We start from the raw sequence: 24,931 nt of genomic DNA on the forward strand, positions 1-24,931 counted from the left end.
TCAACCTTAGGTCCGGTCCAGTGGACGGTGTCAACTACCCTGCCTGCATGACGTCCAGAGCCGAGACCGCGGCCGGCACACGGAGGGCCCTGCTCGACGCGGCCGGCCAACTCCTCGACGCGGGCGGCGAGCCCGCGGTGACCCTGCGCGACGTCGGCGCCGGCGCGGGGGTCTCCCGCACGGCGCCGTACCGGCACTTCGCGGACAAGGACGACCTGCTCGCGGCGCTCGCCGCCGACGCCTGGACGTCCGCGGCCGACCGCGTACGGGCCGTCGCCGAGGACGCCCGGCTCGCGCCGACCGACGCGCTGCGCCGCGCGCTCGCGGCGCTCGTCGACCTCGCGCGGACACGGCCGCACCTGTACCGGCTGATGTCCACGCCGCCGGCCGCGTCGTCCCCGCGGGTCGTCGCCGCCGCGTCGGCCGCGCAGGACGCGCTGCTCGTTCTCGTCGCCCGTGCCGTGGGCGAGGCGCGCGCACGGCCGGTCGGCGGCCTGCTCGTCGCCACCGTGCACGGTGCCGTCGACCTCCACCTCGCCGGCCACCTGCCCGCCGAGAAGTGGGACGTCGACCTCGACGGCCTAGTCGACCTGGCCGTCGCGGCCGTCGCCCGGACCTGACAGTGGCGTAGGTTCGTCCGCACACGACCGGAAGGAGCGCGGCGATGCAGTGCCCCGTGGACCAGGCCCAGCTCGTCATGGCGGAGCGCCAGGGCGTCGAGATCGACTACTGCCCCGTGTGCCGCGGCATCTGGCTGGACCGAGGCGAGCTCGACAAGATCCTCGACCGGGCCGCCGGCCCCGCCGCGCCTGCGGATCCGCTGTCCGCGCCGGGTGTCCAGACCCCTGGCCCGCCGCCCGGGTACGACGACCGCCGCTACGACGGCGGGCGGCCCGAGCGCGGGTACGAGCGGGACTACGGCCGCGGCTACGACGACGACCGTCGTGACCCGCGGTACGACCCGCGGCGCCAGGCGCCCGGCTACGGCACGCCCGGCTACGACCCGCGTCGCCGCAAGAAGAAGGACTCCTGGCTCGAGGACCTGTTCGACTTCTGACGCACGTCAGCAGCTGAGGGAGTCTGCGAGGTCGTCGCGGGCGGTGCCGACCTCGGTCGCCTGCTCGCGCAGCGACTCGGCCGCCGCGCCCACGCCCCCGCCGTCCTCCGCGTCGTCGAGCTGGTCGTCGAGCCGCTCCCACGCGTCGTCGAACGCCTCGCGCTGCTCCTGCGCGATCTCGTCGGCGGCGTCCGCCAGGCGGTCCTGCGCCTCGTCCGCGCGCTCGCGGGCCTCGCGGACGTCGTCGGCCGTGGAGTCGGCGGTGAACGTCGCGTCGAGCTCGTCCAGCGCGGTGCCGAACTGCTCGACGGCGGCGCAGGGGGCGGCGTCCTTGTCCTCCGGCTGGTCGCCGTCGCTGCACGCGCCGAGGGCGGTCACGGCGGCGAGCAGGGCGACGGTGCGGACGAGCGGACGGCGCATGGTGGTCTCCCTCACGAGGCACGGCCGCGGGTGCGACCACGACCAGCGTCCGTCGTCCCGGCGGGCCGCGCACCCGCTCCCGGCGGACGCGTGCCGGGCGCCCGGTGCCGCGACGCGCGCGACACGCGGCGCCCGTAGCCTCGGCCGCATGGACGTGGCGGTGCTCGGGGCGACCGGGGACGTGGGGCGGCAGGTGTGCACCCAGCTCGTGGAGCGGCAGGTGCTGCCCACGACGTCCCGGCTGCAGCTCGTCGGACGCCCCGGCGGTGCGTCGGGCCGCGCCGTGCACGGCCTGCGCGCCGACCTCGTCGACGCGTACGACGAGCACGCGCCCGTGCTCGACGTGGCGCTCGACCCGGCCGACGTCGTCGCGGACGTCGTCGTCGTGGCCGCCGGGCGCACGGTGCCGCCGCGCAGCGACGGCGTGCCGCCGAGCCGGGCCGAGCTCGCGGCCGCCAACGCCGCCGTCTTCCGCGCCTACGCCGACGCGCTCGCCGCGCACGGGTCCGGCAGCGAGGTCGTCGTGGTCGTCGCGAACCCGGTCGAGCTCGGTGTCGCCGTCATGGCGGAGCGGCTGGGCCGGCACCGGGTGATCGGCATGGGCGCGTGGCTCGACACGCTGCGGTTCCGGCGGGAGATCGCCGTGCAGCTCGGGGTCCGGCGGCACCGCGTGGGCGGGTTCGTGGCCGGGCAGCACGGGGACGACGCCGTGCCGCTGTGGTCGACCGTGCGCATCAGCGGCCTCGACCTCGCGGAGCGGCGGCGGGCCGTCACCCGCCTGCGCGGCGGACGGACGCTCGCGACGTTCCCGGCGGAGGTGGCCCAGGCGAAGCAGGACCTGCTCGCGGTCGCCGCGACGGACATCGGCGCCGCGTTCGCCCTCATCGACACCTGGCCGCCCGACCTGCGGGCCCTGGCGCGGCCGTGGATGACGCACCAGTCCGGCGCCAAGACCGCGACCGGCACCGCGTCGGCCACGATCGACCTGCTGGAGACGGTCCTCGACGGGCGCGACATCGTCGTGGCCGGGCAGGTCGCGCTCGCGGGGGAGGCGACGGTGGGCGGCGCACCCGTGCACGGCGTGCTGGGCGTGCCCGTCGTCCTCGGACCGGAGGGGTGGACCCGCGTGCTGCTCGACCCGCTGCCGGAGGACGAGGACGCCCGCCTGGCGCAGGCCGCGGCCGCGATCGCCGCCGGCACCGCGTCCTGGACGTCGGCCGGCACCGCCGCCCCCGAGGAGGCCCGATGACGACCGACGACGACACCCGCTGGGTCGGCTGGGTGCGCACCGAGCACCGCACCGGCAGCATCTCCGCGCTCGCGGGCGTGTTCTCCACCCGCGGCGTCAACGTCGACTCCATGGCCACGGGGGACGTGCACGACGACGCCGGCCTCGTGGTCGTCACGTTCCGCGCCGGTGAGCGCCGCGCGCGCCTGCTCACGCGCACGGTCGAGCGCCTGCCGCAGGTCCGCTCGGTGCAGGTGCGCCGCGCCGACGACCTCGGCGTGCGGGCCGCCGCCGTGGTGCACCTGCCGGCGGGCGTGGCGTTCCGGCCGCCTGCGCACGCGGCCGTGCGCTGGTCCGGGGAGACGGAGCAGGGCCAGCCCCTGCTCGTCGAGGGCGCGCTGGCCGACGTCGAGGCGACGGTCGACGCGGCGCGGGCCGCAGGGGCCACGAGCGACGCGACGGTCATCCAGCCGCCGTACGCCTGAGCCGGCACGCCCGATGAGAACCGGCGCCGGCCGGAGTCCCCTCCTCCGGTGAGGCGCGCCGTGCGCCCCGAGGGAGAGGCGACGCCGATGAGACCGCTGCGCTACGCGATCAACGTGACGCTCGACGGCTGCTGCCACCACGAGGCGGGGCTCCCGCCCGACGAGGAGTCGATGCGCTGGTGGACCGACGAGCTGGGGCGGGCCGACGCCCTCCTGTTCGGCCGGGTGACCTACGGGATGATGGAGTCCGCGTGGCGGCGGCCCGCCACGGGCACGTGGCCCGACTGGATGGGCGAGTGGGAGGTCCCCTTCGCCGAGACCATCGACCTCGCGAGGAAGCACGTCGTCTCCAGCACGCTGGACGAGGTCGACTGGAACGCCGAGCTGGTGCGGGGCGACCTGGGGGACGCGGTGCGGCGGCTCAAGCAGGAGCCGGGCGAGGGCCTGTTCGTGGGCGGCGTGACGCTGCCCCGGGCGCTGGCGGACCTGGGACTCGTCGACGAGTACGTGCTCCTCGTGCAGCCGGTCGTCGCCGGGCACGGGCCGACGTTGCTCGCGGGTCTGCGCGAGCGCGTCCGGCTCGAGCTCGTCGACCGCCAGGAGCTCCGGTCGGGGGCGGTCGTGCAGCGGTACCGGCCGGTGCCGGCGATGTGACGTGACGTGGGGCGGCGCTCCTCGTCGCGCCGGCACCGGAGAGCGCCGCTCACCGGGTGCACGCGCCCGCGCCCTCCTAGAGTCCCGTCGCATGACCGGGGACGTGCGCATCGGCATCTCCGGGTGGCGGTACGCGCCCTGGCGCGGCGTGTTCTACCCACCGGGCCTGGCGCAGCGGCGCGAGCTGGAGTTCGCGTCGCGGCAGATGCGGTCCGTGGAGATCAACGGGTCCTTCTACTCGCTGCAGCGCCCCGACAGCTACCGCGCGTGGCGGGCCGAGACGCCGGACGACTTCGTGTTCTCCGTGAAGGGCCCCCGCTTCGTCACGCACATGAAGAAGCTGGCCGGCGTCGAGACGCCGCTCGCGAACTTCTTCGCCTCCGGCGTGCTGGCTCTGGGCGACCGCACGGGCCCGATCCTGTGGCAGCTGCCGCCGAACCTCGGCTTCGACGCCGACCGCCTCGCGCGCTTCTTCGACCTGCTGCCCCGCTCGACGGCCGCCGCCGCCCGGCTCGCCGAGCAGCACGACGACAAGGTGCCGGAGGGCCGTGCGCTGACCGAGACCGACACGGACCGGCCGCTGCGGCACGTCCTCGAGGTGCGGCACGACACGTTCGTCACGCCGGCCTTCCCCGCGCTGCTGCGTGCGCACGACGTCGGCCTCGTCGTCGCCGACACCGCCGGCCGCTGGCCCCACCTGGAGGACCTGACCAGCGACGTCGTCTACGTGCGCCTGCACGGCGAGAGCGAGCTGTACGTCTCGGGGTACGACGACGCGTCCCTCGACCGCTGGGCGGCGAAGGTGCGCGCCTGGTCCACCGGCGCGCCGCCGCCCGACGGCCCCCGCGTCGCGCCGCCCGCCCCGGACCGCCCGCGGGACGTCTACGTGTACTTCGACAACGACGTGAAGGTCCGCGCCCCGTTCGACGCCATGGCGCTCGCGGCCCGCCTGGGCGCCGGCCCCCAGGAGGCGGCGCAGGGCGGGGTCGGCGGAGCAGACGCCACACCCGGCGGACGGGCCTGACCGGTACCCGCTCCGCCGACACCTCGACTGCCGGCCGCGCCCGTCCCGCCCGTCGTGTCGACTGCCGGCCGCGCCGGTCCCGCCCGCCACGGCGACCGCCCACCGGCCGCGGTCCCTGCGCCGTCACGACCCTTCCGCTCGGCGTGTCGCACGCGAGGACAGGCGTTCGCCGCGACCGTACGGACGGTGTGCGTACACCGTGCGTACGGTCGCGTGAGAAGGGTGCCTCCCTCCGGGTCCGACGACCCGGCGCGGCCGCGTGGAGGCGCATCCTGCGCCCGGCGCACCCGCCTGCGCACCCGGCCGCGCCGCCCGGCACCGTGTCCCCCGGCACGGGGCCCTGCCGGCCGCAGGCCCGGTGCGGGACGATGGCGGCGTGCAGCCCACCGACGCACCCCGACCCGTCTTCGTCGCCGGCATCACCGGTTCCGAGCCCGAGCACTGGCAGGCCCTGTGGCACGCCGAGCTGCCGCACGGCGTCTGGGTCGAGCACGCCTCCTGGGACGAGCCGGTCCGCGACGAGTGGGTCGCCGACCTCGACGCCGCGCTGCGCGCCACCGACGGGCCGAAGGTGCTCGTCGCGCACAGCCTGGGGTGCACGGTCGTCACCGAGTGGGCCGCCACGCACACCGACGAGTCGGTCGTGGCTGCGCTCCTCGTCGCACCGCCGGACGTGCACGCCCCGGCGTTCCCCGCCGCCGCGCACGGGTTCGACGCACCCCTGCGCCGGCGGATGCCGTTCCGCACCGTCGTCGTCACGAGCCAGGACGACCCGTACGGCACGCCGGAGCACGCGGCGCGGCTCGCGGAGGACCTCGGCGCGGAGCTCGTGGACGTCGGCCCGCTGGGGCACATCAACTCCGACTCGGGCCTCGGCACGTGGCCGCAGGGTCGTGCGCTCCTGGACGACCTGCTCGCTCACTGAGGATCCGACGCCCCCGGACGCACCGACGCCCGGCGGCCGCGAGGGCCACCGGGCGTCGGGACGGGCCGACCGCGAGGTCAGACCGGGCGCTTCTGCGGCGACGTCTCCGCCGTCTTGCCCGGGTCGCGCTCGACGACGTCGCCGAGGACGTCGTCGATCCTCTGCATCATCTCGGCGGGGATCTTCACGCCCGCGGCCTTGACGTTCTCGTGCACCTGCTCGGGGCGCGAGGCGCCGATGAGCGCGGCCGCGACGTTGTCGTTCTGCAGCACCCAGGCGACGGCGAGCTGCGCCATCGAGAGGCCGAGCTCGTCCGCGATCGGCTGCAGGCCCTGCACGCGCGTGAGGACGTCGTCGTTCATGAACCGCTTGATCATGTTCGCGCCGCCCTTCTCGTCCGTGGCGCGCGACCCGGCCGGCGGCTCCTGACCCGGCTTGTACTTGCCGGTGAGCACACCCTGGGCGACGGGCGACCAGACGATCTGGGAGATGCCGAGCTCGCGCGAGGTCGGCACGACCTCCTCCTCGATGACCCGCCACAGCATCGAGTACTGCGGCTGGCTCGAGATGAGCTGGAAGCCGAGCTCCTGCGCGAGGGCGTGGCCGGCGCGGATCTGGTCCGCGGTCCACTCCGAGACGCCGATGTAGAGCGCCTTGCCCTGCCGGACGACGTCGGCGAACGCCTGCATCGTCTCCTCGAGCGGCGTCTCGGTGTCGTACCGGTGGGCCTGGTAGAGGTCGACGTAGTCGGTCTGCAGGCGCTGCAGCGAGCCGTTGATCGACTCCATGATGTGCTTGCGCGACAGGCCGACGTCGTTCTTGCCCTGCGGGCCGGTCGGCCAGTAGACCTTCGTGAAGATCTCCAGCGACTCGCGCCGCTCACCCTTGAGCGCCTCGCCGAGGACGGTCTCGGCCTTGGTGTTCGCGTAGACGTCCGCGGTGTCGAACGTCGAGATGCCGGCGTCGAGCGCGGCGCGCACGCACTGGGTCGCGGTCTCGTTCTCGACCTGCGAGCCGTGCGTCAGCCAGTTGCCGTAGGTGATCTCCGAGATCTTGAGCCCGGAGTTGCCGAGGTAGCGGAATTCCATGCCCCCATCCCAGCACCTCCGCCGGGGTGCTGCCGCACCGGACGGGACCTGAGGCACGTGGGCGGCCGCCGCGCGGGTGACAGACTCGCGGACGCCGAACCACCGGGAGGGTGCTGCATGGACCTCGACCTGGCGACCGCGCTCGCGGACGCACGCTCCGAGTACGACAAGATGGTCGCGGGCGACTGGTACCGCTACCGGTACGGGCCGGAGCTGGCGGACATGACGACGTCGACGCAGCGCACCTGCCGGCGCATCACCGCCCTCTACGACGAGGACCGCGACGCCGCGCTGGCGATGTTCCGCGAGCTGCTCGGCACGGTGGGCGAGGGAGTCGACTTCCGCCCGCCGTTCTACCTCGACTACGGCCACCGCCTGCACCTCGGGGACCGCACGTTCGTCAACGCCGACTTCCTCACGCTCGGCGGCGGCGAGATCCGCATCGGCGCGGACGTGCTCATCGGGCCGAGCGTCCGGCTGTACACGCCCACGCACGTGCTGGACCCCGCGCTGCGGCCCGACGGCTGGGAGCGGGTCGACCCGATCACGATCGAGGACGGCGTGTGGCTCGGCGGCAGTGTCGTGGTGTGCCCGGGCGTCACGATCGGGGCGCGGTCCGTGATCGGGGCCGGCTCGGTGGTGACGAGGGACGTCCCGCCGGACGTGGTGGCGGTCGGCAACCCCGCCCGGGTCGTGAAGGAGCTGCGGGCCGGCTGACCGCCGTGGCGTAGGCTGGACGTGAAGCGAGCCACAACTGAACACGCTGCTCGAACCGCGGCGGGAGAGCTCCCGCCGGTCGCCCGTGAGGGCACCGACGCGGGACGCCGAAGGAGCAACCCTCCCCGGGAATCTCTCAGGCACCCGTACCGCCGCGGCCAGGCAACTCTGGAAAGCGGTGCCGGCTCGTCCGGCGCCCACCGACGGTGCAAGCCGGCGCGCCCCGGAGCCTCGCGAGGCTCATGGCGGACCGGCAAAACTCTCAGGTCGCAGCCCTCACCGGCGCGCGGATGACAGAGCGGGGAGCCCCCAGCCCGTCCCGGTGCCCGGCACCGGACGACCCCGTGGAGCAGCCGTGACCGACCTCGACGTGCAGTCCCTCGCCGCCACCGGGCGGTCCGCGACGCCCGTGCCGCACGCCCCCGCCGCCCGCGGCTTCGCCGACCGGCACATCGGGCCCCGCGGCGACGAGACCTCGCGCATGCTGGCGACGCTCGGCTTCGGCAGCCTCGACGCGCTCGTGGACGCCGCCGTCCCGGCGTCGATCCGCACGGAGCGCCCGCTCGACCTGCCGCCGGCCCGCGGGGAGTCCGAGGTGCTCGCGGACCTGCGCGCGATCGCCGGCCGCAACCGCGTCATGACGCAGATGATCGGGCAGGGCTACTACGACACCGTGACGCCGCCGGTGATCCGCCGCAACGTGCTCGAGTCGCCCGCCTGGTACACCGCGTACACCCCGTACCAGCCGGAGATCTCGCAGGGCCGGCTCGAGGCGCTGCTCAACTTCCAGACGGTCGTCTCCGACCTGACCGGCCTCGACGTGGCGAACGCGTCGCTGCTCGACGAGGCCACCGCCGTCGCGGAGGCCGTCGCGCTCATGTGGCGGGCGTCGAAGGCCGCGACCGGCACCGTCGTCCTCGACGCGGACCTGTTCCCGCAGTCCCTCGCCGTCACGCGGGGCCGGGCGCGCGCGGTCGGCCTGCCGGTCGTCGTCGCGGACCTCACCGAGGGCCTGCCGGAGGTCGACGGCCCGCTCGTCGGCGTCGTGGTGCAGCAGGTCGGCGCGTCGGGCGCGCTGCGCGACCTGCGCCCGGTCGTCGCGGCCGCGAAGGAGCGCGGCGCGCTCGTCACGGTCGCCGCGGACCTCCTCGCCCTCACGCTCGCGACGACGCCGGGCGAGCTCGGCGCGGACGTGGCGGTCGGGTCGGCGCAGCGCTTCGGCGTCCCGCTGTTCGGCGGCGGTCCGCACGCGGCGTTCATGGCGGTGCGCAGCGGCCTCGAGCGCACGCTGCCCGGCCGGCTCGTCGGCGTCTCCGTCGACGCCGACGGCGCGCCCGCGTACCGCCTCGCCCTGCAGACCCGCGAGCAGCACATCCGCCGCGAGAAGGCGACGAGCAACATCTGCACCGCGCAGGCGCTGCTCGCGATCGTGGCGTCGATGTACGCCGTCTTCCACGGCCCCGACGGGCTCCGCGACATCGCGCGCCGGGTGCACGGGCAGGCCGTCACGCTCGCGGACGTGCTGCGCGCCGCCGGGGTCGCCGTGGAGCACGACGCGTTCTTCGACACCGTCCGCGCCGTCGTCCCCGGCCGCGCCCGCGAGGTCGTGCGGGCCGCCGCCGCACGGGGCGTCAACGTGTGGGCGCCGGACGCGGACCACGTCCAGGTCGCGTGCGACGAGACGACCACCGACCACGACCTGCTGCGGGTCGCGCTCGCGTTCGCCGAGGGCGGCGCGACGACGCTGACGCCGGACGACGCCGGGCGGTACTCCGTCGGTTTCGTCGGCGCGCGCCCGGCCGACCTGCCGCCACACCTGTCGCGCGAGTCGGACTACCTGACGCACCCGGTCTTCCACCGGTACCGCTCGGAGACGGCGATGCTGCGCTACCTGCGCCGGCTGTCCGACAAGGACCTGGCGCTCGACCGCACGATGATCCCGCTCGGCTCCTGCACCATGAAGCTCAACGCGACGGTCGAGATGGAGCCGATCTCCTGGCCGGAGCTGGCGACGATCCACCCGTACGCCCCGCACGACCAGACGGACGGCTACGCGGCGCTCGTCGACGAGCTGCAGCGCTGGCTCGCGGAGATCACCGGCTACGCCGCGGTGTCCGTCCAGCCGAACGCCGGCTCGCAGGGCGAGCTCGCCGGGCTGCTCGCGATCCACGCGTACCACGAGGCGCGGCGCGGCCCGGGGGACGAGGCGCGCGACGTCTGCCTCATCCCCGCCTCGGCGCACGGCACGAACGCCGCGTCCGCCGCGCTCGCGGGCCTCAAGGTCGTCGTCGTCGCGACCGCCGAGGACGGCGAGGTCGACCTCGCCGACCTGCGCGCGAAGCTCGACCAGCACGGCCGTCGCGTCGCGGCGATCATGATCACCTACCCCTCGACGCACGGCGTCTACGAGGAGCACGTGCGCGAGGTGTGCGACCTCGTGCACGCCGCGGGCGGGCAGGTGTACATCGACGGCGCGAACCTCAACGCGCTGGTCGGCCTCGCACGGCCCGGCGAGCTGGGCGGCGACGTCTCGCACCTCAACCTGCACAAGACGTTCTGCATCCCGCACGGCGGTGGCGGCCCGGGCGTCGGCCCGGTCGCGGTGGCGCAGCACCTCGTGCCGTTCCTGCCCGGGGACCCGACGCCGACGGGCAAGGGGTCGGCCGCGCCGGTGCCGCCCGTGTCCGCGGCCCGCTGGGGCTCGGCCGGGATCCTGCCGATCTCGTGGGCGTACGTCGCGCTCATGGGCGCGGAGGGCCTGCGCGCGGCCACCGAGACCGCCGTGCTCGCCGCGAACTACCTCGCCGCGCGCCTCGCCCCGCACTACCCGGTGCTCTACACCGGCCCGAACGGCCTGGTCGCGCACGAGTGCATCCTCGACCTGCGCCCGATCACCAAGGCCACGGGCGTCACGGCGGAGGACGTCGCGAAGCGGCTCATGGACTACGGGTTCCACGCCCCGACGCTGTCGTTCCCGGTGGCGGGCACGCTCATGGTCGAGCCGACCGAGAGCGAGGACCTGGCCGAGCTCGACCGGTTCGTCGACGCCATGGTCGCGATCCGCGCCGAGATCGACGCCGTCGAGGACGGCCGCTGGCCGCTCGCGGACAGCCCGCTGCGCCACGCGCCGCACACCGCGGCGTCCGTGACGGCCGACGCGTGGGACCACGCCTACGGGCGCGAGACCGCGGCGTACCCCCTCGCGAGCCTGCGCCAGGACAAGTACTGGCCGCCCGTGCGGCGCATCGACGGCGCCCGCGGCGACCGCAACCTGCAGTGCTCGTGCCCGCCGGTCGAGGCGTTCGCGGACGGGGACCTCGCGTGAGCGGCGGGACGGACGCGACGACGGACGAGCGGCGCTCGCCGCTGCACGACGAGCACGTGGCGCTCGGCGCCGCGCTGACGTCGTTCGCGGGCTGGCAGATGCCGCTGCGCTACACGTCCGACCTGGCCGAGCACACCGCGGTGCGCACCGCGGCGGGGCTGTTCGACCTGTCGCACATGGGCGAGATCGCGGTCGCCGGTCCGGACGCGGGCCGGTTCCTCGACCTCGCGCTGGTCGGGAACCTCTCGGGCCTGCGCGTGCTCGGTGCGCGCTACACGATGGTCGTCCAGCCCGACGGCGGCGTGATCGACGACCTCGTCGTCTACCGGACCGGCGAGCAGGAGTACCTGGTCGTCGCGAACGCCTCGAACCACGTCACCGTGCTGGACGAGCTGCGCGAGCGGGCCGCCGGGCTCGACGTCGAGGTCGCCGACCGGTCCGCCGCCACCGGCCTCGTCGCGGTGCAGGGACCGCGTGCGCTCGACGTCGTCCTCGCGACCGCGGGCGTGTCCGCCGACCCCGACGCCCCCGCCGACGCCACCGTCGGGGCGCTGCGCTACTACGCGTGCCTGCCGGTGCGGTTCGACGGCGTGCCCGTGCTCGTCGCCCGCACCGGCTACACCGGGGAGGACGGGTTCGAGTTCTTCCTGCCCGCCGAGCACGCGCCGGCGCTGTGGCGCGCCCTGCTCGCCGCCGGCGAGCCGTACGGCCTCGTGCCCGCCGGGCTGTCCGCGCGGGACTCGCTGCGCCTCGAGGCGGGCATGCCGCTGTACGGCAACGAGCTCGACCGCACGACGACGCCGCACGACGCCGGCCTCGGCCGCGTGGTCCGGCTCGACAAGGTCGACGCGGACGGGCGGCCGGTGCCGTTCGTCGGGCGTGACGCGCTCGCCGCGCGGGCCGCGTCCGCACCGGCGCGCGTGCTCGTCGGGCTGCAGGGTCTGGGCCGCCGCGCCGCCCGGCACGGGTACGCCGTGGTGGCGTCGAGCGCGCCCGACGCCCCCGCCGTCGGGACCGTGACGTCCGGCGCGCCGTCGCCGACGCTCGGGCACCCCGTCGCCATGGCGTACGTGACGCCCGAGGTGTCCGCCGAGGGCACCGAGCTCGCCGTCGACGTGCGCGGGCGGCGCGAACCCGTGCGCGTCGTGCCCCTGCCCTTCTACCGTCGTCCTCGCTGACGTCCCACCCGCCCCGCACGACCGTCCCGGACAGGAGCACCATGGCCGCCGAGCTGCCCGACACGCTGCAGTACACCGCCGAGCACGAGTGGATCGACGCGGCGTCCCCCGCGACCGTCGGGATCACGTCGGTGGCGGCCGACGCGCTCGGCGACATCGTGTTCGTCGAGCTGCCCGGTGTGGGCGACGAGGTGACGGCGGGCGCGGTCGTCGGCGAGATCGAGTCGACGAAGTCGGTCTCCGAGCTCTACTCCCCGGTCACGGGCACCGTCGTCGAGGTGAACCAGGCGGTCGTCGACGACCCCGCGCTCGTCAACGCCGACCCCTACGGAGCGGGCTGGCTCCTGCGCGTCGAGGTCACCGCGACCGGCGACCTGCTGTCCGCCGAGGAGTACCGCGCGCTCAACCCGTGACGCACCTGGGTGCCACGTCCCAGACGAATCGGACGCGTACGCCGGACGGGTGAAGTCCGGGCGCGCCTAAGCCTTGCGGGTGCTTGCCCCGTACGGGTGAAGGGGAGCACTCTGCTGGCGACAGCCCGTGACGTCGTGTATCAAGCGGCGGCCCGGGGCGTCATGTGTGGTGCAGCGTTCGGCACCGCGGGGGGGAACCTTCGGTGGTCGGAGAGAACAGGGCGTGGAAGTCCCGTCATAGGACGGCGTCCTGTCCCTCTCATCCGGTACGCAGCCCTAGCGGGATCGGACGGTCCGGCCCCGCCGCCCACCGGAGGACATCATGAGCATGCTGGAGACCCGCCCGAACCCGGCCGTTCTCGGCGGACACTCCCTCACCCGTCGTGAGCGCGTCGTCCTGGCCGAGCTCACGGAGGACGTGACGCTCGAGGAGATCGCGACGCGGCTCTTCGTCACGCGCAACACCGTGAAGTCCCAGGTGCGGAGCGTCTACCGCAAGATCGGTGTCTCCACGCGCGCCGAGGCCGTCGCCTGGGCCGAGGCGCACGGCATCCGCTGACCCCCCGATCCTCCGGGCACCCGCCCGGCGTCCGGCCGGGGGAGAGCGGACGCCGGGCGGCCCTCGGGCCGCTCCCCGCGCCTGCCGTGCACGCGCCCGTGACCTGCACGTGACGGGCGGCTGGCAGACTCGGCGCATGACGCCGCCCACGCTCGTCGTCGCCGCTGCGCTGGTGGACGACCTGGACGACCCGCGGCTGCTCCTGGCGGCCCGCCGCGCCACGCCAGCGAGCCTCGCCGGCCGGTGGGAGTTCCCCGGCGGCAAGGTGGACCCGGGCGAACAGCCCGAGGAGGCCCTCCACCGTGAGCTCCGCGAGGAGCTCGGCGTGCGCGTGGCCCTGGGGGTCGAGCTGCTCGGTCCCGACGACGGCGCCTGGCGCCTGTCCGACCGGTACGTCATGCGGCTGTGGTTCGCCGAGGTCCTCGACGGCGAGCCCGAGCCCCTCGTGGAGCACGACGAGCTGCGCTGGCTGCCCGAGGGGCAGTGGCGTGAGGTGCCCTGGCTCGACGCGGACGTCCCGATCGTCGAGCGCCTGGCCGAGTTCGTGGCGACGTTCCCGGGCCGCGGCCACGACCCCCGTGTGGACGCCGGGGACCGCCCCGCCTGACCCTCGGCGGGAGCCCCGCCGTGGCGTTCTCCCTGAGCGAAACGCCGCCTCCCGACGCTGGCACTCTCGGGTCGAGAGTGCTAAATCTGTGCGTGTAGCCACCCGGTGCCGGAGAGGCCCGGGGACGCACCGGGGCCCGGGAGGTCCGAGGCCCCACGTCGAGGAGGTGAGGGGCGTGGCTACTCGTTTCGACCCGTTCCAGGAGATGGACCGCGTGCTCGCGCAGGTGTTCGCCGCGGACCGCGCGTCGGCGTCGATGCCGATGGACCTCTACCGCGACGGCGACCACTACGTGCTCCACGTCGACCTGCCGGGTGCCGACCCGGGCACGATCGACGTCAACGTCGAGGACCGCACGCTGACCATCCGCGCGCAGCGCTCCGGCCGCACCGAGCACGACGTGCAGTGGCTCGCGAAGGAGCGCCCGTCCGGCACGTACGCACGGCAGCTCACCGTCGGTCGCGGCCTCGCGCTCGACCGCATCTCGGCGACCTACGCCGACGGCGTGCTCACGCTGACGATCCCGGTGGCCGAGGAGGCCAAGCCGCGCCGCATCGAGGTGCAGCACGGCGCACGGCCCACGTCCATCGAGGCCGGCCACGTCGAGGCCCAGCAGGCCGACGCCACCGCCTGACGGGCTCGTCGCACCGGTTGCACGGCCCCGCTCCCGCGACGGGAGCGGGGCCGTCCGTCGTCCTGCCCCGACCCGCGCCCCCGCCCGCGCCACCCGTCCCACCCGCGCCACCCGTCCCGCCCCTCCCGCCTGCGGCTCCCCGTCCACCCCTCCGCCGAGCTCGGCAGGTGCGTGCCGAGCTCGCGACCTCGAGGTGCGGGTCTCGGCACAGGACTGCCGAAGTCGGCGAGAGGGGTGCGGGTGGGGTGGGTGAGGTCGCGGGAGGTGTCAGGCGAGGGTGGTGGTCAGGCGGTCGAGGACCTCCGTCAGGGTCTGCGGGGAGCAGGCCAGGTTGAGGCGGACCCGGCCCTCGCCGCCGGGGCCGAACGCCGGGCCGGGCTGCGTCGCCAGGCGGCCCTCCTCCCGCAGGAGGTGGACCGGCTCGGCACCGGTCGCGCGGACCGCCGGGGTGTCGCGCAGGTCGAGCCAGGCGAAGTAGGTCGCCTCCGGGCGGCGCCAGCGCGCCGAGGGCAGGCGGTCCGCGAGCGTCCGCTCGGTCGTCGCGACGTTCTCGCGCAGCACCGCCAGCACCTCGTCCAGCCAGGGACCGCCCTCCCGGAACGCCGCCTGGTGGGCGACGGAGCCGACGTGGCTCACGGCGTGACCGACGATCTCCGGCATGCGGGCGAGGTCGGCCGCGGCGTCCGGCCCGGGCACCGCGACCGCGGCCTTGAGCCCGGCCAGGTGGAACCCCTTGGACGCCGAGTGCAGCGCGACCGCGTCCGGGATGACCGTGGTCGTGGGCACGAACGGCGCGTCCCCCACGACGAGCGGTGCGTGGATCTCGTCGGCGACGACGCGCACCCCGTGCCGCGCGGCGAGCTCGCCGACCGCCGCCAGCTCGTCCCGGGTGTGCAGGGTGCCGGTGGGGTTGTGGGGGTGGCACAGCAGGTACGCCGTCGCGTCGGTGAACGCCCGGTCGAGGGCCTCGAGGTCGAGGCGGCCGTCGGCGCCCAGCGGTGCGTCGACCACCCGCCGGCCGGCGTGCGCGAGGAACTCCCGGAACGGCGGGTACACGGGCGGGTTGATGACGACGCCGTCGCCCGGGGCCGTCAGGACGCGGACCACCTCGACGATGCCCAGCATGACGTCCGGCACGGGGCGCGAGGCGGCGACCGGCACCTGCCACCCGTACCGCTCCGCCGCGAAGGCGGCGAACGCCTCGGCGTACCCGTTGCCGACCTCGTAGCCGGTGTCGCCCCTGCTCAGGGTGTCCGCGACCGCACGGACCACCGCCTCCGGCAGCCGGACGTCCATCTCGGCGACGAACGCCGGCAGCACGTCCGGCGGGTAGGTGGCCCACTTCGAGGAACGCCGCGTGCGCAGCTCGTCGAGGGGGACGTCGAACGGGGTGCCCATACCCCCGACGCTAGCCGTCGCGTCCGCGGCCGGGCCCCCTGGAATGCGCTCGTCGTGCCCGCGGGCCCAGGAGCATGCTGACCACATGACGCACTTCCTGTGCCGGGCCTGCGGCGCGCGGCTCACCGCCGACCTGCGGCCGGTCACCGACGCCGACCGGGCCGCCGCGCCGACGGTCCGCCCCGAGGAGCCGACGCCGAGCGTCCCCGTCGGCACGTTCGGCATGGACCCCGAGCCCTTCGGTGCGCCCTGGGTGCCCGGACCGTCGGCCGGTGTGCGCGTCGCCGGCGGTCCCGCCGGCTGCGTCGTCGTGCACCCCGCGGAGGCGCTCGCGGTGCGCCGGCACCACGACGGGTACCGGCTCGCCGGCTGCTGCGGGCGCGACGGGATGCAGGGCCCGAACCTGCTGTGCGACGCGTGCGGGGCCGAGGTCGGCACCCTGCGGGACGACTGCTGGGTCGACGAGTCCGGCGTGTGGCTCGACCCGGGGGCAGTCGTCGCGGGACCGACGCTGCCCTGACGTGCTCCGGACGGGGACTGGCGCGCACCCGATGACTGCGGCCCGTCGCGCCGGTCGGTAGGGGCACGAGGACGACGACGGGAGGCGCGCGATGCGGCTGACGGTGCACGAGTTCATGACGCTCGACGGTGTGGTGCAGGGGCCCGGCGCGCCGGACGAGGACACCAGCGACGGGTTCACCGCCGGCGGTTGGGTGATCCCGTTCGCGGACGACCCGCTGTTCGGGGAGGTCGTCGGCGGGTGGTTCGAGCGGACGGGCGAGCTGCTGTTCGGCCGGACGACGTGGGAGCTGATGCGCGCGTACTGGCCGCAGGTCACCGACGGCGACCCGGCCGCGGTGGCGCTGAACTCGCTGCCGAAGCACGTCGTCACGTCGACCGACCTCGGCGGCGAGGAGTGGGCGGGCTCGCGCCGGGTCGAGGGCGACCTCGTCGAGGCGGTCACGGCGCTCAAGGAGCGCGACGGCGGCGAGCTGCAGGTGCACGGGTGCGCCCGGCTCGCGGCGTCGCTGCACGCCGCGGGTCTGGTGGACGAGTACCGGTTGCTCGTCGCGCCGGTGACGGTCGGGCACGGGCGGCGCCTGTTCGGCACCGACGCCGTGCCGCGCGGGTACGACGTGGTCGAGCACAGGTCGAGCGAACGGGGTCTGACGTACCTCGCGCTGGAACCGCGGCCCTACGAGGTGGCGTCGACGGCCGTGGTCGACGGCAGCGAGGTGGTCGTCCCGGCCTGACCGCCCACCCGGCCCGTCCCGACGCGACGGCGCCCGCCCCCCGGCAGGGGACGGGCGCCGTCGTGGCTCCGCGGCGGTGGGCGCGCCGCGGGTGGTGCGGGCCGGCGCGAGCGGACGCCGGCCCGACGCCGTCAGAGCGTCGCGCGCACCGTCCGCGTCGCGGCGACGAGGTGCTCGAGGGAGGGCGTGACCTCCTCGTAGCGGCGGGTCTTCAGGCCGCAGTCGGGGTTCACCCAGAGCTGGTCGACGTCGATCGTCCGCACCGCCTCGGTGAGCAGCTCGGTCACCTCGGCCTCGCTGGGCACGCGCGGGGAGTGGATGTCGTAGACGCCCGGGCCGACGGCGCGCGGGTACCCCGCCGCCGCGATGTCCCCGAGGATCTCCATCTTCGACCGGGCCGCCTCGATGCTCGTCACGTCCGCGTCGAGCCCGTCGATCGCGTCCATGATCTCGCCGAACTCCGAGTAGCACAGGTGCGTGTGGATCTGCGTCTCCGGGCCCACCCCGGCCGTGGAGAGCCGGAACGAGCGGACCGACCAGTCGAGGTAGGCGGCGTGGTCCTTCTCCCGCAGCGGGAGCAGCTCGCGCAGCGCGGGCTCGTCGACCTGGACGATGCCGATGCCGGCGGCCTCGAGGTCGGCGATCTCGTCGCGCAGCGCCAGGGCCACCTGGTTCGCGGTGTCGCCGAGCGGCTGGTCGTCGCGGACGAACGACCACGCGAGGATCGTCACCGGCCCGGTGAGCATGCCCTTGACCGGCTTCTCGGTCAGAGACTGCGTGTACGTCGACCAGGCGACCGTGATGGGCGCCGGGCGCGAGACGTCGCCCCACAGGATCGAGGGACGCGTGCAGCGCGAGCCGTACGACTGCACCCAGCCGTTCTGCGTCACGGCGAACCCGTCGAGGTTCTCCGCGAAGTACTGGACCATGTCGTTGCGCTCCGGCTCGCCGTGCACGAGCACGTCCAGGCCGATCCGCTCCTGCAGCTCGACGACGCGGCGGATCTCCGCCTTCATCTCGTCCTCGTACTGCTCGGCGGTCAGCTCGCCCTTGCCGAACGCCGCACGGGCCTTGCGGATCTCCGGCGTCTGCGGGAACGAGCCGATGGTCGTGGTGGGCAGGGCCGGGAGCTGCAGGCGCTCGGCCTGGGCGGCCTTGCGCTCCGCGAACGGGCCGCGGCGGAACTGCTCGTCCGTGAGGGCAGCGGCGCGCTCGCGGACCTCCGGGCGGACGACGCCCGGGGCGGCCGCACGGCTGCGGACGGCGTCGGACGCGGCCAGGAGCTGCTCGTGGATCGCCTCGCGGCCCTCGGTCAGGCCCTCGGCGAGGGTCGCGACCTCGCGGACCTTCTCGTCGGCGAACGCCAGCCAGGACACCAGCGTGCGGTCGAGAGCCGGCTCGTCCTCGACCGTGTGCGGGACGTGGAAGAGCGACGTGGACGTGCCGACGGTGACCGCGCGGGCGGCGAGCGTCTCGAGCTGCTCCAGCACGGCGAGCTTCTGGTCGAGGTCAGCACGCCAGATGTTGTGGCCGTCGACGACGCCGCCGACCACCGTCTTGGTGCCCAGGCCGGGCGCGACGACCGAGGGGGCCTCGCCGCGGACGAGGTCGATCGCGATGCCCTCGACGTCGGTGGCCGCGAGCACGGGCAGCGCCGGCCCGAGGTCGCCGTAGGGCGCCGCGACGAGGATCGCCGGCCGCTGCGGGCGCGCGAGCTCGGTGGCCAGGGCGCGGTAGGCGCGCGTCGTGGCCTCGTACAGCTCCTCGGCGGGCACGCCGATCGAGTCCGAGACGAGCGCGGGCTCGTCGAGCTGCACCCAGGTCGCGCCCGCGGCGGCGAGCTCGGTGAGCAGGCGCGCGTAGACGGGGAGCAGGTCGTCGAGGCGGTCGAGCGGGCCGAACCCGGCCGGCGCGTCCTCGGTCGGCTTGGACAGCGCGAGGAAGGTGACCGGGCCGACGACGACGGGACGCGTGAGCACGCCGTCCGCCAGACCCTCGGCGAACTCGGCGACCGGCCGGTCGCTCGCGTACCGGAACGTCGTGCCCGGGCCGATCTCCGGCACGAGGTAGTGGTAGTTCGTGTCGAACCACTTCGTCATCTCGAGCGGGAGGTCGTCGCCGCGGCCGCGCGCCACCGTCGAGTAGCCCGCGAGGTCGAGGCGGCCGTCGGCGTCCTGCAGGTCGGCGAAGCGTGCCGGCACGGCGCCGACGAGGGCGGCCGCGTCGAGCACGTGGTCGTAGAAGGAGAACGCGCTCGGGATGGCGGGCGCGTCGGTCGCCAGGCCCAGCTCCGCGAGGCGGGTGCGCGTGCGGCGGCGCAGGTCGGCGGCCACGGCCTCGACCTCGTCGGCCGTCGTGCGGCCGGCCCAGAACGCCTCGAGCGCCTTCTTCAGCTCACGGCGCGGGCCGATGCGGGGGTAGCCGAGCACGGAGCCGGCGGGGAACGCCGGGGCGGGGGTCGTGGTGGCGGTGTCGGTCATGACGGGTTACCTCGCCGGTGTCGGGGTGGGCCCGGCGGCGGGGTCGCCGACGGGCTCGGTGGACGTCGTGGGGGCGGCGGCGGCCGGTCGGCCGCCGCGCAGGTCGGCGCCCTCGAGCAGGTCGAGCGCGGCCTCGTGCTTGTTGAACGTGTAGACGTGCACGCCCGGTGCGCCGCCGTCGAGCACGGCGCGGACCAGGTCGACGCCCGCGCGGATCCCGCGGCGGTGGCGGTCGGCGTCGTCGTCGGCGGAGCCGAGCAGGTCCAGGAGCGAGCGGGGCACGGGGACCCCCGTGAGCTCCTGCACGCGCAGGAGCCGGGCGGGGTCGGTGGTCGGGATGATGCCGGGGACGATCGGGATCGTCACCCCGGCGCGGCGGGCCTCGGCGACCAGGCCGAGGTACGCCTCCGCGTCGAAGAACACCTGCGTGATGGCGAAGTCCGCCCCGGCCTCCTGCTTCGCCAGCAGCGCCTGCACGTCCTGCTGGCGGGTGCCGCCCGTCGCGTGGTTGCCGCGGGGGAAGGCGGCGACGGCGAGGGAGAGCGGACGCACGCGCGCACGCACCGCCTGCGCCGGGGACCCCGCGCACCGGCGCTGCTCGATCTCGCGGAGCAGGGCGACGAGGTCGGCCGCGGTCGCGACGCCCTCGGGGTGCGGCTGCCAGTCGGCCTGCCCCGCGGGCGGGTCGCCCCGCAGCGCGAGGAACGCGCGCACGCCCTCGTCGAGGAACTCCTCGACGACGGCCGCGACCTCCGCGCGGGACGTGCCGACGCACGTGAGGTGCGCGATCGGGTTGAGCGTCGTCTCGCGCAGGAGCCGCGTCACCAGGGCACGCGTGGTCTCGCGGGTCTTCCCGGACGCCCCGTAGGTGACCGAGACGAAGTCCGGCTCGGCCGCCTCCAGCTCGCGCACCGTCGACCACAGGCGGGGGGCGGCGTCGACGTCGCGCGGGGGGAACAGCTCGAACGACACCGTGGGCCGGTCCAGCGCGGCCGCCGGCTCGTGCCGGTGGGCGGCGCGCGTGGCGGGCGTCGCGGCGGTGCGCGGCGGAGCCTGCTCGCGGGTGTCGGTCACGACCGTCATCGCGCCGTCCCGGCGCGGTGCCGGGGACGAGGGCGGGCGGCCGGCACGGACGACGTCACGCCGTCCGTGGGGTCGGCGACGTCAGGGCGCACGATCATCGTCACTCCATCGTTCCTGGCGGAAGCACCCACACCCTCGACGAGGAGGGGGGTTGCTGCGGCGTCGCTGAGCCAGGTCTCTCGGCCGCTCTGGATGGTCGGCGTGAGCGTAGCGAGGGCGCCCGCATGGCGGACAGAGGCGCCCGTGTGGTGAGACAGAGTGTGTCAGCGCGCGGTCCGGCGGCAGCCCGCACATTCGTCCGGGCGCGGGTGGGGGACGGGCCGCTGAGAGCGGGGCGTCCCCTCCGGGGGAGCGCGTGTCAGCGCTGGCGGCGGTGCAGCCCGCCCGGCGGCTGCTGCTCCCGCGACGGGCGGGGGCGCGGGACGCCGAACCAGGCGGTCGGGGACCCGGCGGGGACCGCGAGCAGACCGTCCTGCACCGCGGCGAGCACGCTGGGGTCCGGCGCGTCGGCGCTCTCCCACGCGTCCTGGGCGCCGCGCACGGCGTCGTGCCGTCCGTCGCCGTCCCGCTGCTCCACCATGCGGGGCACCCTAGCCCCGACGCCGTCCCTGGACACGCGTCCGACACGCGTGTCACCCCTGCGGAGCACCGCCACCCGCGGTGGCCTGCACGCCGGTCACCGGGGCACCCGACCGGAGGACCGCGACCGGGCACGTCGCCGGGTGGTCGTCGACGACGCCGCACGCCTGCATCGCGGCGTACGCGGTGGTGGGGCCGACGAACCGGAACCCGAGCCCGCGCAGCTCCTTCGCCAGCGCGCGCGACTCCGGCGTGCTCCCGGGCACGTCGGCCCCGGTGGCCGGCCGGGTCCGCGGCGCGGCGGGCGCGTGCGACCACAGCACCTCGTCGAGCGTGCGACCGGCCGCGTGGAGCGCGAGCGTGGCCCGCGCGTTCGCGATCGTCGCCTCGATCTTCGCCCGGTTGCGCACGATGGCCGCGTCCCCGAGCAGCCGGGCCACGTCCTCGTCCCCGAACCGCGCGACGGCCTCCGGGTCGAAGCCCGCGAAGGCGGACCGGAAGGCCGGCCGCTTGCGCAGGATCGTGATCCACGCCAGGCCCGACTGGAACGCCTCGAGGGCGAGGCGCTCGAACAGGGCGTGCTCGTCGTGCACCGCAACGCCCCACTCGTCGTCGTGGTAGGCGGCGTAGAGGGGGTCGCCGTCGCCGAAGCAGCGGCCGGCGACGAGGGGCAGCGCGTCGGGCCGCGGGTCGGACGCGCCGTGCACCGGCGCGGGGGTGTCGGTCATGCCGCGAGTCTGCTGCCCACCGGCGACACCCGGGCAGGTCCGGGCGGCACCCTGTGAGCTCCCCACGGTGACGGCGGGCTGGGGTCGGCCCGGCGGCGCCCCTTGGTCAGGCCCGTGCGTCGTCCTGTTCGTGCCGCGCGACGAGGGCGGCGATCCCATCGAGGATCACCCGGGTCCCGAAGTCCAGCCCCGACCCGTCGCCGCCCGCGGGCGCCGCCTCCGGGTCGAGGGCGCCACCCGCGACCGCCCGCGCCAGCGCCGGGTGGGTCGCGGGGTCGACGAGCCGGGCGATGACGGCGTCCGGGTCCTCGCCGCCGCCGTCCCCGGCCGTCCGCTGCCGGGTCGCGTAGGCGTCGAGCAGCCGGGCCCAGTCGAGCTGGTGGCTCGACAGCACGCCCGTCACCGCCAGCTTCTCGGGCTCGGTGAGCCCGGTGTCCTCGAAGCACGCCAGGATCGCGTCCATCCACGCGAGGCGGTTCGGCCCGACGGCGAACAGCGTGCTGGTCGTGCGCGCGAGCCACGGGTGCGCCGCGAGCACGGGGCGCTGCAGCTCCAGCAGGAGCTCCAGGCGCTCGCGCCAGCCGCCCACCTCGGGCCCGACGCGCGGGACCTGCCCGGCCGCACGGTCGGCCATGAGCATGAGGACCTCGTCCTTGCTGGTCACGTACCGGTACAGCGACATCGTCGTGAAGCCGAGCGACTCGGCCAGGCGGGCCATGGAGACGGCGTCGAGGCCCTCGGCGTCGGCCAGGGCGATGCCCGCGTCGGCGATCTGCTCGAGCGACAGACCGGGACGGGGCCCCCGGCGGCCGGGTGCCGGGCGGCGCCACAGCACGGCGACGTCCGGGGGCAGGTCGGCCAGGTCGGGCGGTGCGGCGAGCGGAGGGTCCGCGCGCTCGGCCTGCCGGCGCGCCTTCTCGGCCTCGCGGGCGGCACGACGACGGGCGAGGGCGGCGGCCCGCTCGGCCTGCTCGGCCTCGCGCAGCGCGCGCGCCGCCTCCCGCGCGCTCTCGGCCGCCTCGCGCTCGCGCTCGCGGCGTCGCTGCTCGTCGTCCTTCGCGCGTTCCGCCTCGAGCCGCAGCCGCTCGCGCTCGTGCCGCTCGGCGGCGCGTCGCGCCTCCCGCTCGTCCTTCTCGGCCTGGCGTGCGGCCCGCTCGGCGTCGCGACGTGCGCGCTCGGCCTCCTTCTGGGCGGCGCGGTCGGCCTTCTCGCGGTCGCGCCGGGCGCGCTCGGCCTCGCGGCGGGCGGCGGCGTCGTCGCGGTCGAGGGCGTCGGTCGGGGCGTCGGCATCCATTGACGCCACATCCTACAAGTGTGTATGACATACACACACAGTTTGCGACGTACACAGAAAGGTGGTGCGCGATGGAGGAGCCCGTCATCGAGACGCGGGGGCTGCGCAAGGCGTACGGCGGGCGCCCGGTGCTCGACGGCGTCGACCTGACCGTCCGGCGCGGTCAGGTGCTCGCACTGCTCGGCCCCAACGGCGCCGGCAAGACGACGACCGTCCGGATCCTGTCCACGCTCGTGGCACCGGACGGCGGCACGGCCCGCGTGGCCGGCTTCGACGTGCGGACCGAGGCCGCCCGGGTCCGCGCGGCCCTGAGCCTCACCGGCCAGTACGCCGCCGTCGACGAGCTCCTGACGGGCGAGGAGAACGTCCGGCTCGCCGCACGGCTCGCGCACGTGCCGCGCCGGCAGGTGCGCGAGCGGGCCGCCGAGATGCTCGCCCTGTTCGACCTCACCGACGCGGCACGGCGCACGGTCCGCACCTACTCGGGCGGCATGCGCCGGCGCCTCGACCTCGCCGTCAGCCTGCTGAGCCGACCCCAGGTCCTCGTCCTCGACGAACCCACCACAGGTCTCGACCCGCGCAGCCGCGCCGCCCTCTGGGACGTGGTCCGCTCGGTCGTCGCAGCGGGCGGGACCGTCCTGCTCACCACGCAGTACCTGGAGGAGGCGGACGCCCTGGCCGACCGGGTCGCCGTCATCGACCGCGGGGTCGTCGTCGCCGACGGCACCGCGGCCGAGCTCAAGGCCGCCGTCGGGTCGGCGCACGTCGAGCTCGCGCTCGCGGACGGCCGCACCGAGCGCCTCGCCACCGACGGCACCGTCGGCGACGTCCGGCGCGTCCTCGGGGAGGTCGAGCGGCGCGGGCTCGACGTCGTGCACTGGCAGGTGCGCACGCCGACGCTCGACGACGCGTTCCTCGCCCTCACCGGCCACGACGCCGGCACCGCCGACCGCACCCCCGCGCTCGCCACGACCGCCCAGGAGCCCCGATGAGCACCGTCGACCTCACGCCCCGCCCGGTCCCGCCGCCCCCGGGCCCCCTCGACGCGGCGCGCGACACGCTCGCGCTCGTCGGCCGCAGCGTGCGCCGGTCCACCCGCCAGCTCGACACGCTGCTGCTCGCGGTGCTGCTGCCGGTCGTGCTGCTGCTGATGTTCGTCTACGTCTTCGGCGGGGCCATCAGCACCGGCATGGAGTACGTGGACTTCGTCGTCCCGGCGATCGTCCTGCTCACCGCGGGGTACGGGGCCGCGACGACCGCCGTGGACGTCGCGAGCGACATGACGAACGGCATCGTCGACCGCTTCCGCAGCATGCCCGTGCCCGCCGGCGCCGTCCTCACCGGCCACGTGGTGGCGAGCCTCGCGCGCAACGCCGTCTCGACCGCGCTCGTCGTCGCGGTCGCGCTGCTGGTCGGCTTCGACCCGGCGGCGTCGGCCGGGGACTGGCTGGCCGCGGCGGGCGTGCTGGTCGTGTACGTCCTCGCGCTGACCTGGGTCGCGGTCGCGATCGGCCTCGTCGCGTCGGGGCCGGAGGCGGCGAGCGGGTTCACGTTCGTCATCCTCTTCCTGCCCTACGTGTCCAGCGCGTTCGTGCCCGTCGGGACCATGCCCGGCGTGCTCGAGACCGTGGCGCGGCTGAACCCCGTCACGCCGACGTCGGACGCGCTGCGGGCCCTGCTGCTCGGCATGCCGGTCGGCAGCACGGTGCTCGTCGCCCTCGCCTGGTGGGCGGGCGTGCTCGTCGTCGCGCGGGTGGCGTCGGCGGTGCTGTTCCGGCGCCAGCGGTGAGGCCCCTGGGCCG

The 24,931-nt window shown here is 75.6% G+C and carries 26 protein-coding genes and 2 riboswitches; of the genes, 18 read left to right on the forward strand and 8 right to left on the reverse strand.

Features of this window, described 5'->3' with window-relative positions; genetic code table 11:
* The first annotated feature begins 47 nt into the window (after positions 1-47).
* Together FB586_RS02255 and FB586_RS02260 are read left to right on the forward strand one after the other, a co-directional pair.
* The gene (locus FB586_RS02255; protein WP_136517690.1) at positions 48-620 is read left to right on the forward strand and encodes a TetR/AcrR family transcriptional regulator; all 573 of its coding nucleotides are present in this window, start codon (positions 48-50) and stop codon (positions 618-620) included.
* A 44-nt stretch (positions 621-664) separates the two neighbouring features.
* A complete protein-coding gene (locus tag FB586_RS02260; RefSeq protein ID WP_136517691.1) occupies positions 665-1,057 on the forward strand; it encodes a TFIIB-type zinc ribbon-containing protein in 393 nt (130 codons plus the stop codon).
* Positions 1,058-1,063: 6 nt separating this feature from the next.
* On the opposite strand, the gene FB586_RS19205 is transcribed toward FB586_RS02260, so the two are convergent.
* Positions 1,064-1,477, reverse strand: coding sequence for a hypothetical protein (locus FB586_RS19205; protein WP_168800420.1), 414 nt, complete (start codon positions 1,475-1,477; stop codon positions 1,064-1,066).
* Between the two features lie 148 nt (positions 1,478-1,625).
* On the opposite strand from FB586_RS19205, the gene FB586_RS02270 reads away from it, so the two are divergent.
* The 5 genes from FB586_RS02270 (at position 1,626) to FB586_RS02290 (ending at position 5,793) form a co-directional block, all read left to right on the forward strand.
* Complete coding sequence (locus FB586_RS02270; protein WP_136517692.1) at positions 1,626-2,726, forward strand: lactate/malate family dehydrogenase; 1,101 nt, start codon at positions 1,626-1,628, stop codon at positions 2,724-2,726.
* Positions 2,723-3,190, forward strand: coding sequence for an ACT domain-containing protein (locus tag FB586_RS02275; protein ID WP_136517693.1), 468 nt, complete (start codon positions 2,723-2,725; stop codon positions 3,188-3,190). The genes FB586_RS02270 and FB586_RS02275 overlap by 4 nt, the downstream gene beginning before the upstream one ends.
* 87 nt (positions 3,191-3,277) lie before the next feature.
* Positions 3,278-3,844, forward strand: a complete 567-nt coding sequence (locus tag FB586_RS02280; RefSeq protein ID WP_136517694.1) for a dihydrofolate reductase family protein — start codon at positions 3,278-3,280, stop codon at positions 3,842-3,844.
* A gap of 91 nt (positions 3,845-3,935) precedes the next feature.
* The gene (locus FB586_RS02285) at positions 3,936-4,868 is read left to right on the forward strand and encodes a DUF72 domain-containing protein (protein WP_136517695.1); all 933 of its coding nucleotides are present in this window, start codon (positions 3,936-3,938) and stop codon (positions 4,866-4,868) included.
* 376 nt (positions 4,869-5,244) lie between these two features.
* Positions 5,245-5,793, forward strand: a complete 549-nt coding sequence (locus FB586_RS02290) for an RBBP9/YdeN family alpha/beta hydrolase (protein ID WP_136517696.1) — start codon at positions 5,245-5,247, stop codon at positions 5,791-5,793.
* Between the two features lie 77 nt (positions 5,794-5,870).
* Here the strand turns inward: FB586_RS02290 and FB586_RS02295 are convergent, their stop codons facing one another.
* On the reverse strand, positions 5,871-6,881 hold the full coding sequence (locus FB586_RS02295) for an aldo/keto reductase family protein (RefSeq protein WP_136517697.1): 1,011 nt from the start codon (positions 6,879-6,881) through the stop codon (positions 5,871-5,873).
* A gap of 117 nt (positions 6,882-6,998) precedes the next feature.
* Here FB586_RS02295 and FB586_RS02300 point away from each other — a divergent pair, with 117 nt between their 5' ends.
* From FB586_RS02300 to FB586_RS02330, 7 genes are all read left to right on the forward strand, one after another.
* On the forward strand, positions 6,999-7,598 hold the full coding sequence (locus tag FB586_RS02300) for a sugar O-acetyltransferase (RefSeq protein ID WP_136517698.1): 600 nt from the start codon (positions 6,999-7,001) through the stop codon (positions 7,596-7,598).
* 51 nt (positions 7,599-7,649) lie between these two features.
* Positions 7,650-7,760: riboswitch (glycine riboswitch) on the forward strand.
* A 247-nt stretch (positions 7,761-8,007) separates the two neighbouring features.
* Positions 8,008-10,923, forward strand: a complete 2,916-nt coding sequence (gene gcvP / locus FB586_RS02305; protein WP_246036480.1) for an aminomethyl-transferring glycine dehydrogenase — start codon at positions 8,008-8,010, stop codon at positions 10,921-10,923.
* Positions 10,920-12,101, forward strand: coding sequence for a glycine cleavage system aminomethyltransferase GcvT (gcvT, locus tag FB586_RS02310; protein ID WP_136517700.1), 1,182 nt, complete (start codon positions 10,920-10,922; stop codon positions 12,099-12,101). The genes gcvP and gcvT overlap by 4 nt, the downstream gene beginning before the upstream one ends.
* Before the next feature lie 41 nt (positions 12,102-12,142).
* The gene (gene gcvH, locus FB586_RS02315) at positions 12,143-12,514 is read left to right on the forward strand and encodes a glycine cleavage system protein GcvH (protein WP_136517701.1); all 372 of its coding nucleotides are present in this window, start codon (positions 12,143-12,145) and stop codon (positions 12,512-12,514) included.
* A 322-nt stretch (positions 12,515-12,836) separates the two neighbouring features.
* On the forward strand, positions 12,837-13,073 hold the full coding sequence (locus FB586_RS02320) for a helix-turn-helix domain-containing protein (protein ID WP_136517702.1): 237 nt from the start codon (positions 12,837-12,839) through the stop codon (positions 13,071-13,073).
* A gap of 136 nt (positions 13,074-13,209) precedes the next feature.
* Positions 13,210-13,680, forward strand: a complete 471-nt coding sequence (locus FB586_RS02325) for a (deoxy)nucleoside triphosphate pyrophosphohydrolase (protein ID WP_136517703.1) — start codon at positions 13,210-13,212, stop codon at positions 13,678-13,680.
* A 175-nt stretch (positions 13,681-13,855) separates the two neighbouring features.
* A complete protein-coding gene (locus tag FB586_RS02330; protein WP_136517704.1) occupies positions 13,856-14,314 on the forward strand; it encodes an Hsp20/alpha crystallin family protein in 459 nt (152 codons plus the stop codon).
* Between the two features lie 267 nt (positions 14,315-14,581).
* On the opposite strand, the gene FB586_RS02335 is transcribed toward FB586_RS02330, so the two are convergent.
* Positions 14,582-15,712, reverse strand: a complete 1,131-nt coding sequence (locus tag FB586_RS02335) for a MalY/PatB family protein (RefSeq protein ID WP_136517705.1) — start codon at positions 15,710-15,712, stop codon at positions 14,582-14,584.
* A gap of 85 nt (positions 15,713-15,797) precedes the next feature.
* Between FB586_RS02335 and FB586_RS02340 the strand changes: the two genes are divergently transcribed.
* Positions 15,798-16,232, forward strand: a complete 435-nt coding sequence (locus tag FB586_RS02340) for a hypothetical protein (protein ID WP_136517706.1) — start codon at positions 15,798-15,800, stop codon at positions 16,230-16,232.
* 91 nt (positions 16,233-16,323) lie between these two features.
* A complete protein-coding gene (locus tag FB586_RS02345) occupies positions 16,324-16,965 on the forward strand; it encodes a dihydrofolate reductase family protein (RefSeq protein WP_136517707.1) in 642 nt (213 codons plus the stop codon).
* Between the two features lie 131 nt (positions 16,966-17,096).
* On the opposite strand, the gene metE is transcribed toward FB586_RS02345, so the two are convergent.
* The 5 genes from metE to FB586_RS20140 all read right to left on the reverse strand — a co-directional run bounded on the left by metE (position 17,097) and on the right by FB586_RS20140 (position 23,129).
* The gene (gene metE / locus FB586_RS02350; protein WP_136517708.1) at positions 17,097-19,445 is read right to left on the reverse strand and encodes a 5-methyltetrahydropteroyltriglutamate--homocysteine S-methyltransferase; all 2,349 of its coding nucleotides are present in this window, start codon (positions 19,443-19,445) and stop codon (positions 17,097-17,099) included.
* 6 nt (positions 19,446-19,451) lie between these two features.
* Complete coding sequence (locus FB586_RS02355) at positions 19,452-20,528, reverse strand: methylenetetrahydrofolate reductase (protein ID WP_136517709.1); 1,077 nt, start codon at positions 20,526-20,528, stop codon at positions 19,452-19,454.
* Between the two features lie 91 nt (positions 20,529-20,619).
* A riboswitch (SAM riboswitch) is annotated at positions 20,620-20,727 on the reverse strand.
* A 159-nt stretch (positions 20,728-20,886) separates the two neighbouring features.
* Positions 20,887-21,108, reverse strand: coding sequence for a hypothetical protein (locus FB586_RS02360; protein ID WP_136517710.1), 222 nt, complete (start codon positions 21,106-21,108; stop codon positions 20,887-20,889).
* 52 nt (positions 21,109-21,160) lie between these two features.
* Positions 21,161-21,835: a DNA-3-methyladenine glycosylase I gene (locus FB586_RS02365; protein WP_136517711.1), complete on the reverse strand. Its 675-nt coding sequence runs from the start codon at positions 21,833-21,835 to the stop codon at positions 21,161-21,163.
* Between the two features lie 106 nt (positions 21,836-21,941).
* Positions 21,942-23,129: a TetR/AcrR family transcriptional regulator gene (locus tag FB586_RS20140; protein ID WP_136517712.1), complete on the reverse strand. Its 1,188-nt coding sequence runs from the start codon at positions 23,127-23,129 to the stop codon at positions 21,942-21,944.
* 71 nt (positions 23,130-23,200) lie between these two features.
* On the opposite strand from FB586_RS20140, the gene FB586_RS02375 reads away from it, so the two are divergent.
* Positions 23,201-24,121 (forward strand): ATP-binding cassette domain-containing protein, encoded by a 921-nt coding sequence (locus FB586_RS02375; RefSeq protein ID WP_136517713.1) that lies wholly within the window; start codon positions 23,201-23,203, stop codon positions 24,119-24,121.
* A complete protein-coding gene (locus tag FB586_RS02380; protein ID WP_136517714.1) occupies positions 24,118-24,918 on the forward strand; it encodes an ABC transporter permease in 801 nt (266 codons plus the stop codon). The genes FB586_RS02375 and FB586_RS02380 overlap by 4 nt, the downstream gene beginning before the upstream one ends.
* Positions 24,919-24,931: the final 13 nt, after the last annotated feature.

The organism is Cellulomonas telluris (assembly GCF_004886325.1).
Classification (GTDB): domain Bacteria; phylum Actinomycetota; class Actinomycetes; order Actinomycetales; family Cellulomonadaceae; genus Cellulomonas; species Cellulomonas telluris.

What these genes read in the sequence shown, in the direction of transcription:
- FB586_RS02375 (WP_136517713.1), top strand. Translation starts at nt 23,201, where the DNA reads ATGGAGGAGCCCGTCATCGAGACGCGGGGGCTGCGCAAGGCGTACGGC.
- FB586_RS02360 (WP_136517710.1), bottom strand. Translation starts at nt 21,108, where the DNA reads ATGGTGGAGCAGCGGGACGGCGACGGACGGCACGACGCCGTGCGCGGC.
- FB586_RS02300 (WP_136517698.1), top strand. Translation starts at nt 6,999, where the DNA reads ATGGACCTCGACCTGGCGACCGCGCTCGCGGACGCACGCTCCGAGTAC.
- FB586_RS02355 (WP_136517709.1), bottom strand. Translation starts at nt 20,528, where the DNA reads ATGACGGTCGTGACCGACACCCGCGAGCAGGCTCCGCCGCGCACCGCC.
- FB586_RS02320 (WP_136517702.1), top strand. Translation starts at nt 12,837, where the DNA reads ATGAGCATGCTGGAGACCCGCCCGAACCCGGCCGTTCTCGGCGGACAC.
- FB586_RS02260 (WP_136517691.1), top strand. Translation starts at nt 665, where the DNA reads ATGCAGTGCCCCGTGGACCAGGCCCAGCTCGTCATGGCGGAGCGCCAG.
- FB586_RS02280 (WP_136517694.1), top strand. Translation starts at nt 3,278, where the DNA reads ATGAGACCGCTGCGCTACGCGATCAACGTGACGCTCGACGGCTGCTGC.
- FB586_RS19205 (WP_168800420.1), bottom strand. Translation starts at nt 1,477, where the DNA reads ATGCGCCGTCCGCTCGTCCGCACCGTCGCCCTGCTCGCCGCCGTGACC.
- FB586_RS02380 (WP_136517714.1), top strand. Translation starts at nt 24,118, where the DNA reads ATGAGCACCGTCGACCTCACGCCCCGCCCGGTCCCGCCGCCCCCGGGC.
- gcvH (WP_136517701.1), top strand. Translation starts at nt 12,143, where the DNA reads ATGGCCGCCGAGCTGCCCGACACGCTGCAGTACACCGCCGAGCACGAG.
- FB586_RS02340 (WP_136517706.1), top strand. Translation starts at nt 15,798, where the DNA reads ATGACGCACTTCCTGTGCCGGGCCTGCGGCGCGCGGCTCACCGCCGAC.
- FB586_RS02285 (WP_136517695.1), top strand. Translation starts at nt 3,936, where the DNA reads ATGACCGGGGACGTGCGCATCGGCATCTCCGGGTGGCGGTACGCGCCC.
- FB586_RS02295 (WP_136517697.1), bottom strand. Translation starts at nt 6,881, where the DNA reads ATGGAATTCCGCTACCTCGGCAACTCCGGGCTCAAGATCTCGGAGATC.
- FB586_RS02365 (WP_136517711.1), bottom strand. Translation starts at nt 21,835, where the DNA reads ATGACCGACACCCCCGCGCCGGTGCACGGCGCGTCCGACCCGCGGCCC.
- FB586_RS02335 (WP_136517705.1), bottom strand. Translation starts at nt 15,712, where the DNA reads ATGGGCACCCCGTTCGACGTCCCCCTCGACGAGCTGCGCACGCGGCGT.
- FB586_RS02325 (WP_136517703.1), top strand. Translation starts at nt 13,210, where the DNA reads ATGACGCCGCCCACGCTCGTCGTCGCCGCTGCGCTGGTGGACGACCTG.
- metE (WP_136517708.1), bottom strand. Translation starts at nt 19,445, where the DNA reads ATGACCGACACCGCCACCACGACCCCCGCCCCGGCGTTCCCCGCCGGC.
- FB586_RS20140 (WP_136517712.1), bottom strand. Translation starts at nt 23,129, where the DNA reads ATGGATGCCGACGCCCCGACCGACGCCCTCGACCGCGACGACGCCGCC.
- FB586_RS02275 (WP_136517693.1), top strand. Translation starts at nt 2,723, where the DNA reads ATGACGACCGACGACGACACCCGCTGGGTCGGCTGGGTGCGCACCGAG.
- FB586_RS02255 (WP_136517690.1), top strand. Translation starts at nt 48, where the DNA reads ATGACGTCCAGAGCCGAGACCGCGGCCGGCACACGGAGGGCCCTGCTC.
- FB586_RS02345 (WP_136517707.1), top strand. Translation starts at nt 16,324, where the DNA reads ATGCGGCTGACGGTGCACGAGTTCATGACGCTCGACGGTGTGGTGCAG.
- FB586_RS02270 (WP_136517692.1), top strand. Translation starts at nt 1,626, where the DNA reads ATGGACGTGGCGGTGCTCGGGGCGACCGGGGACGTGGGGCGGCAGGTG.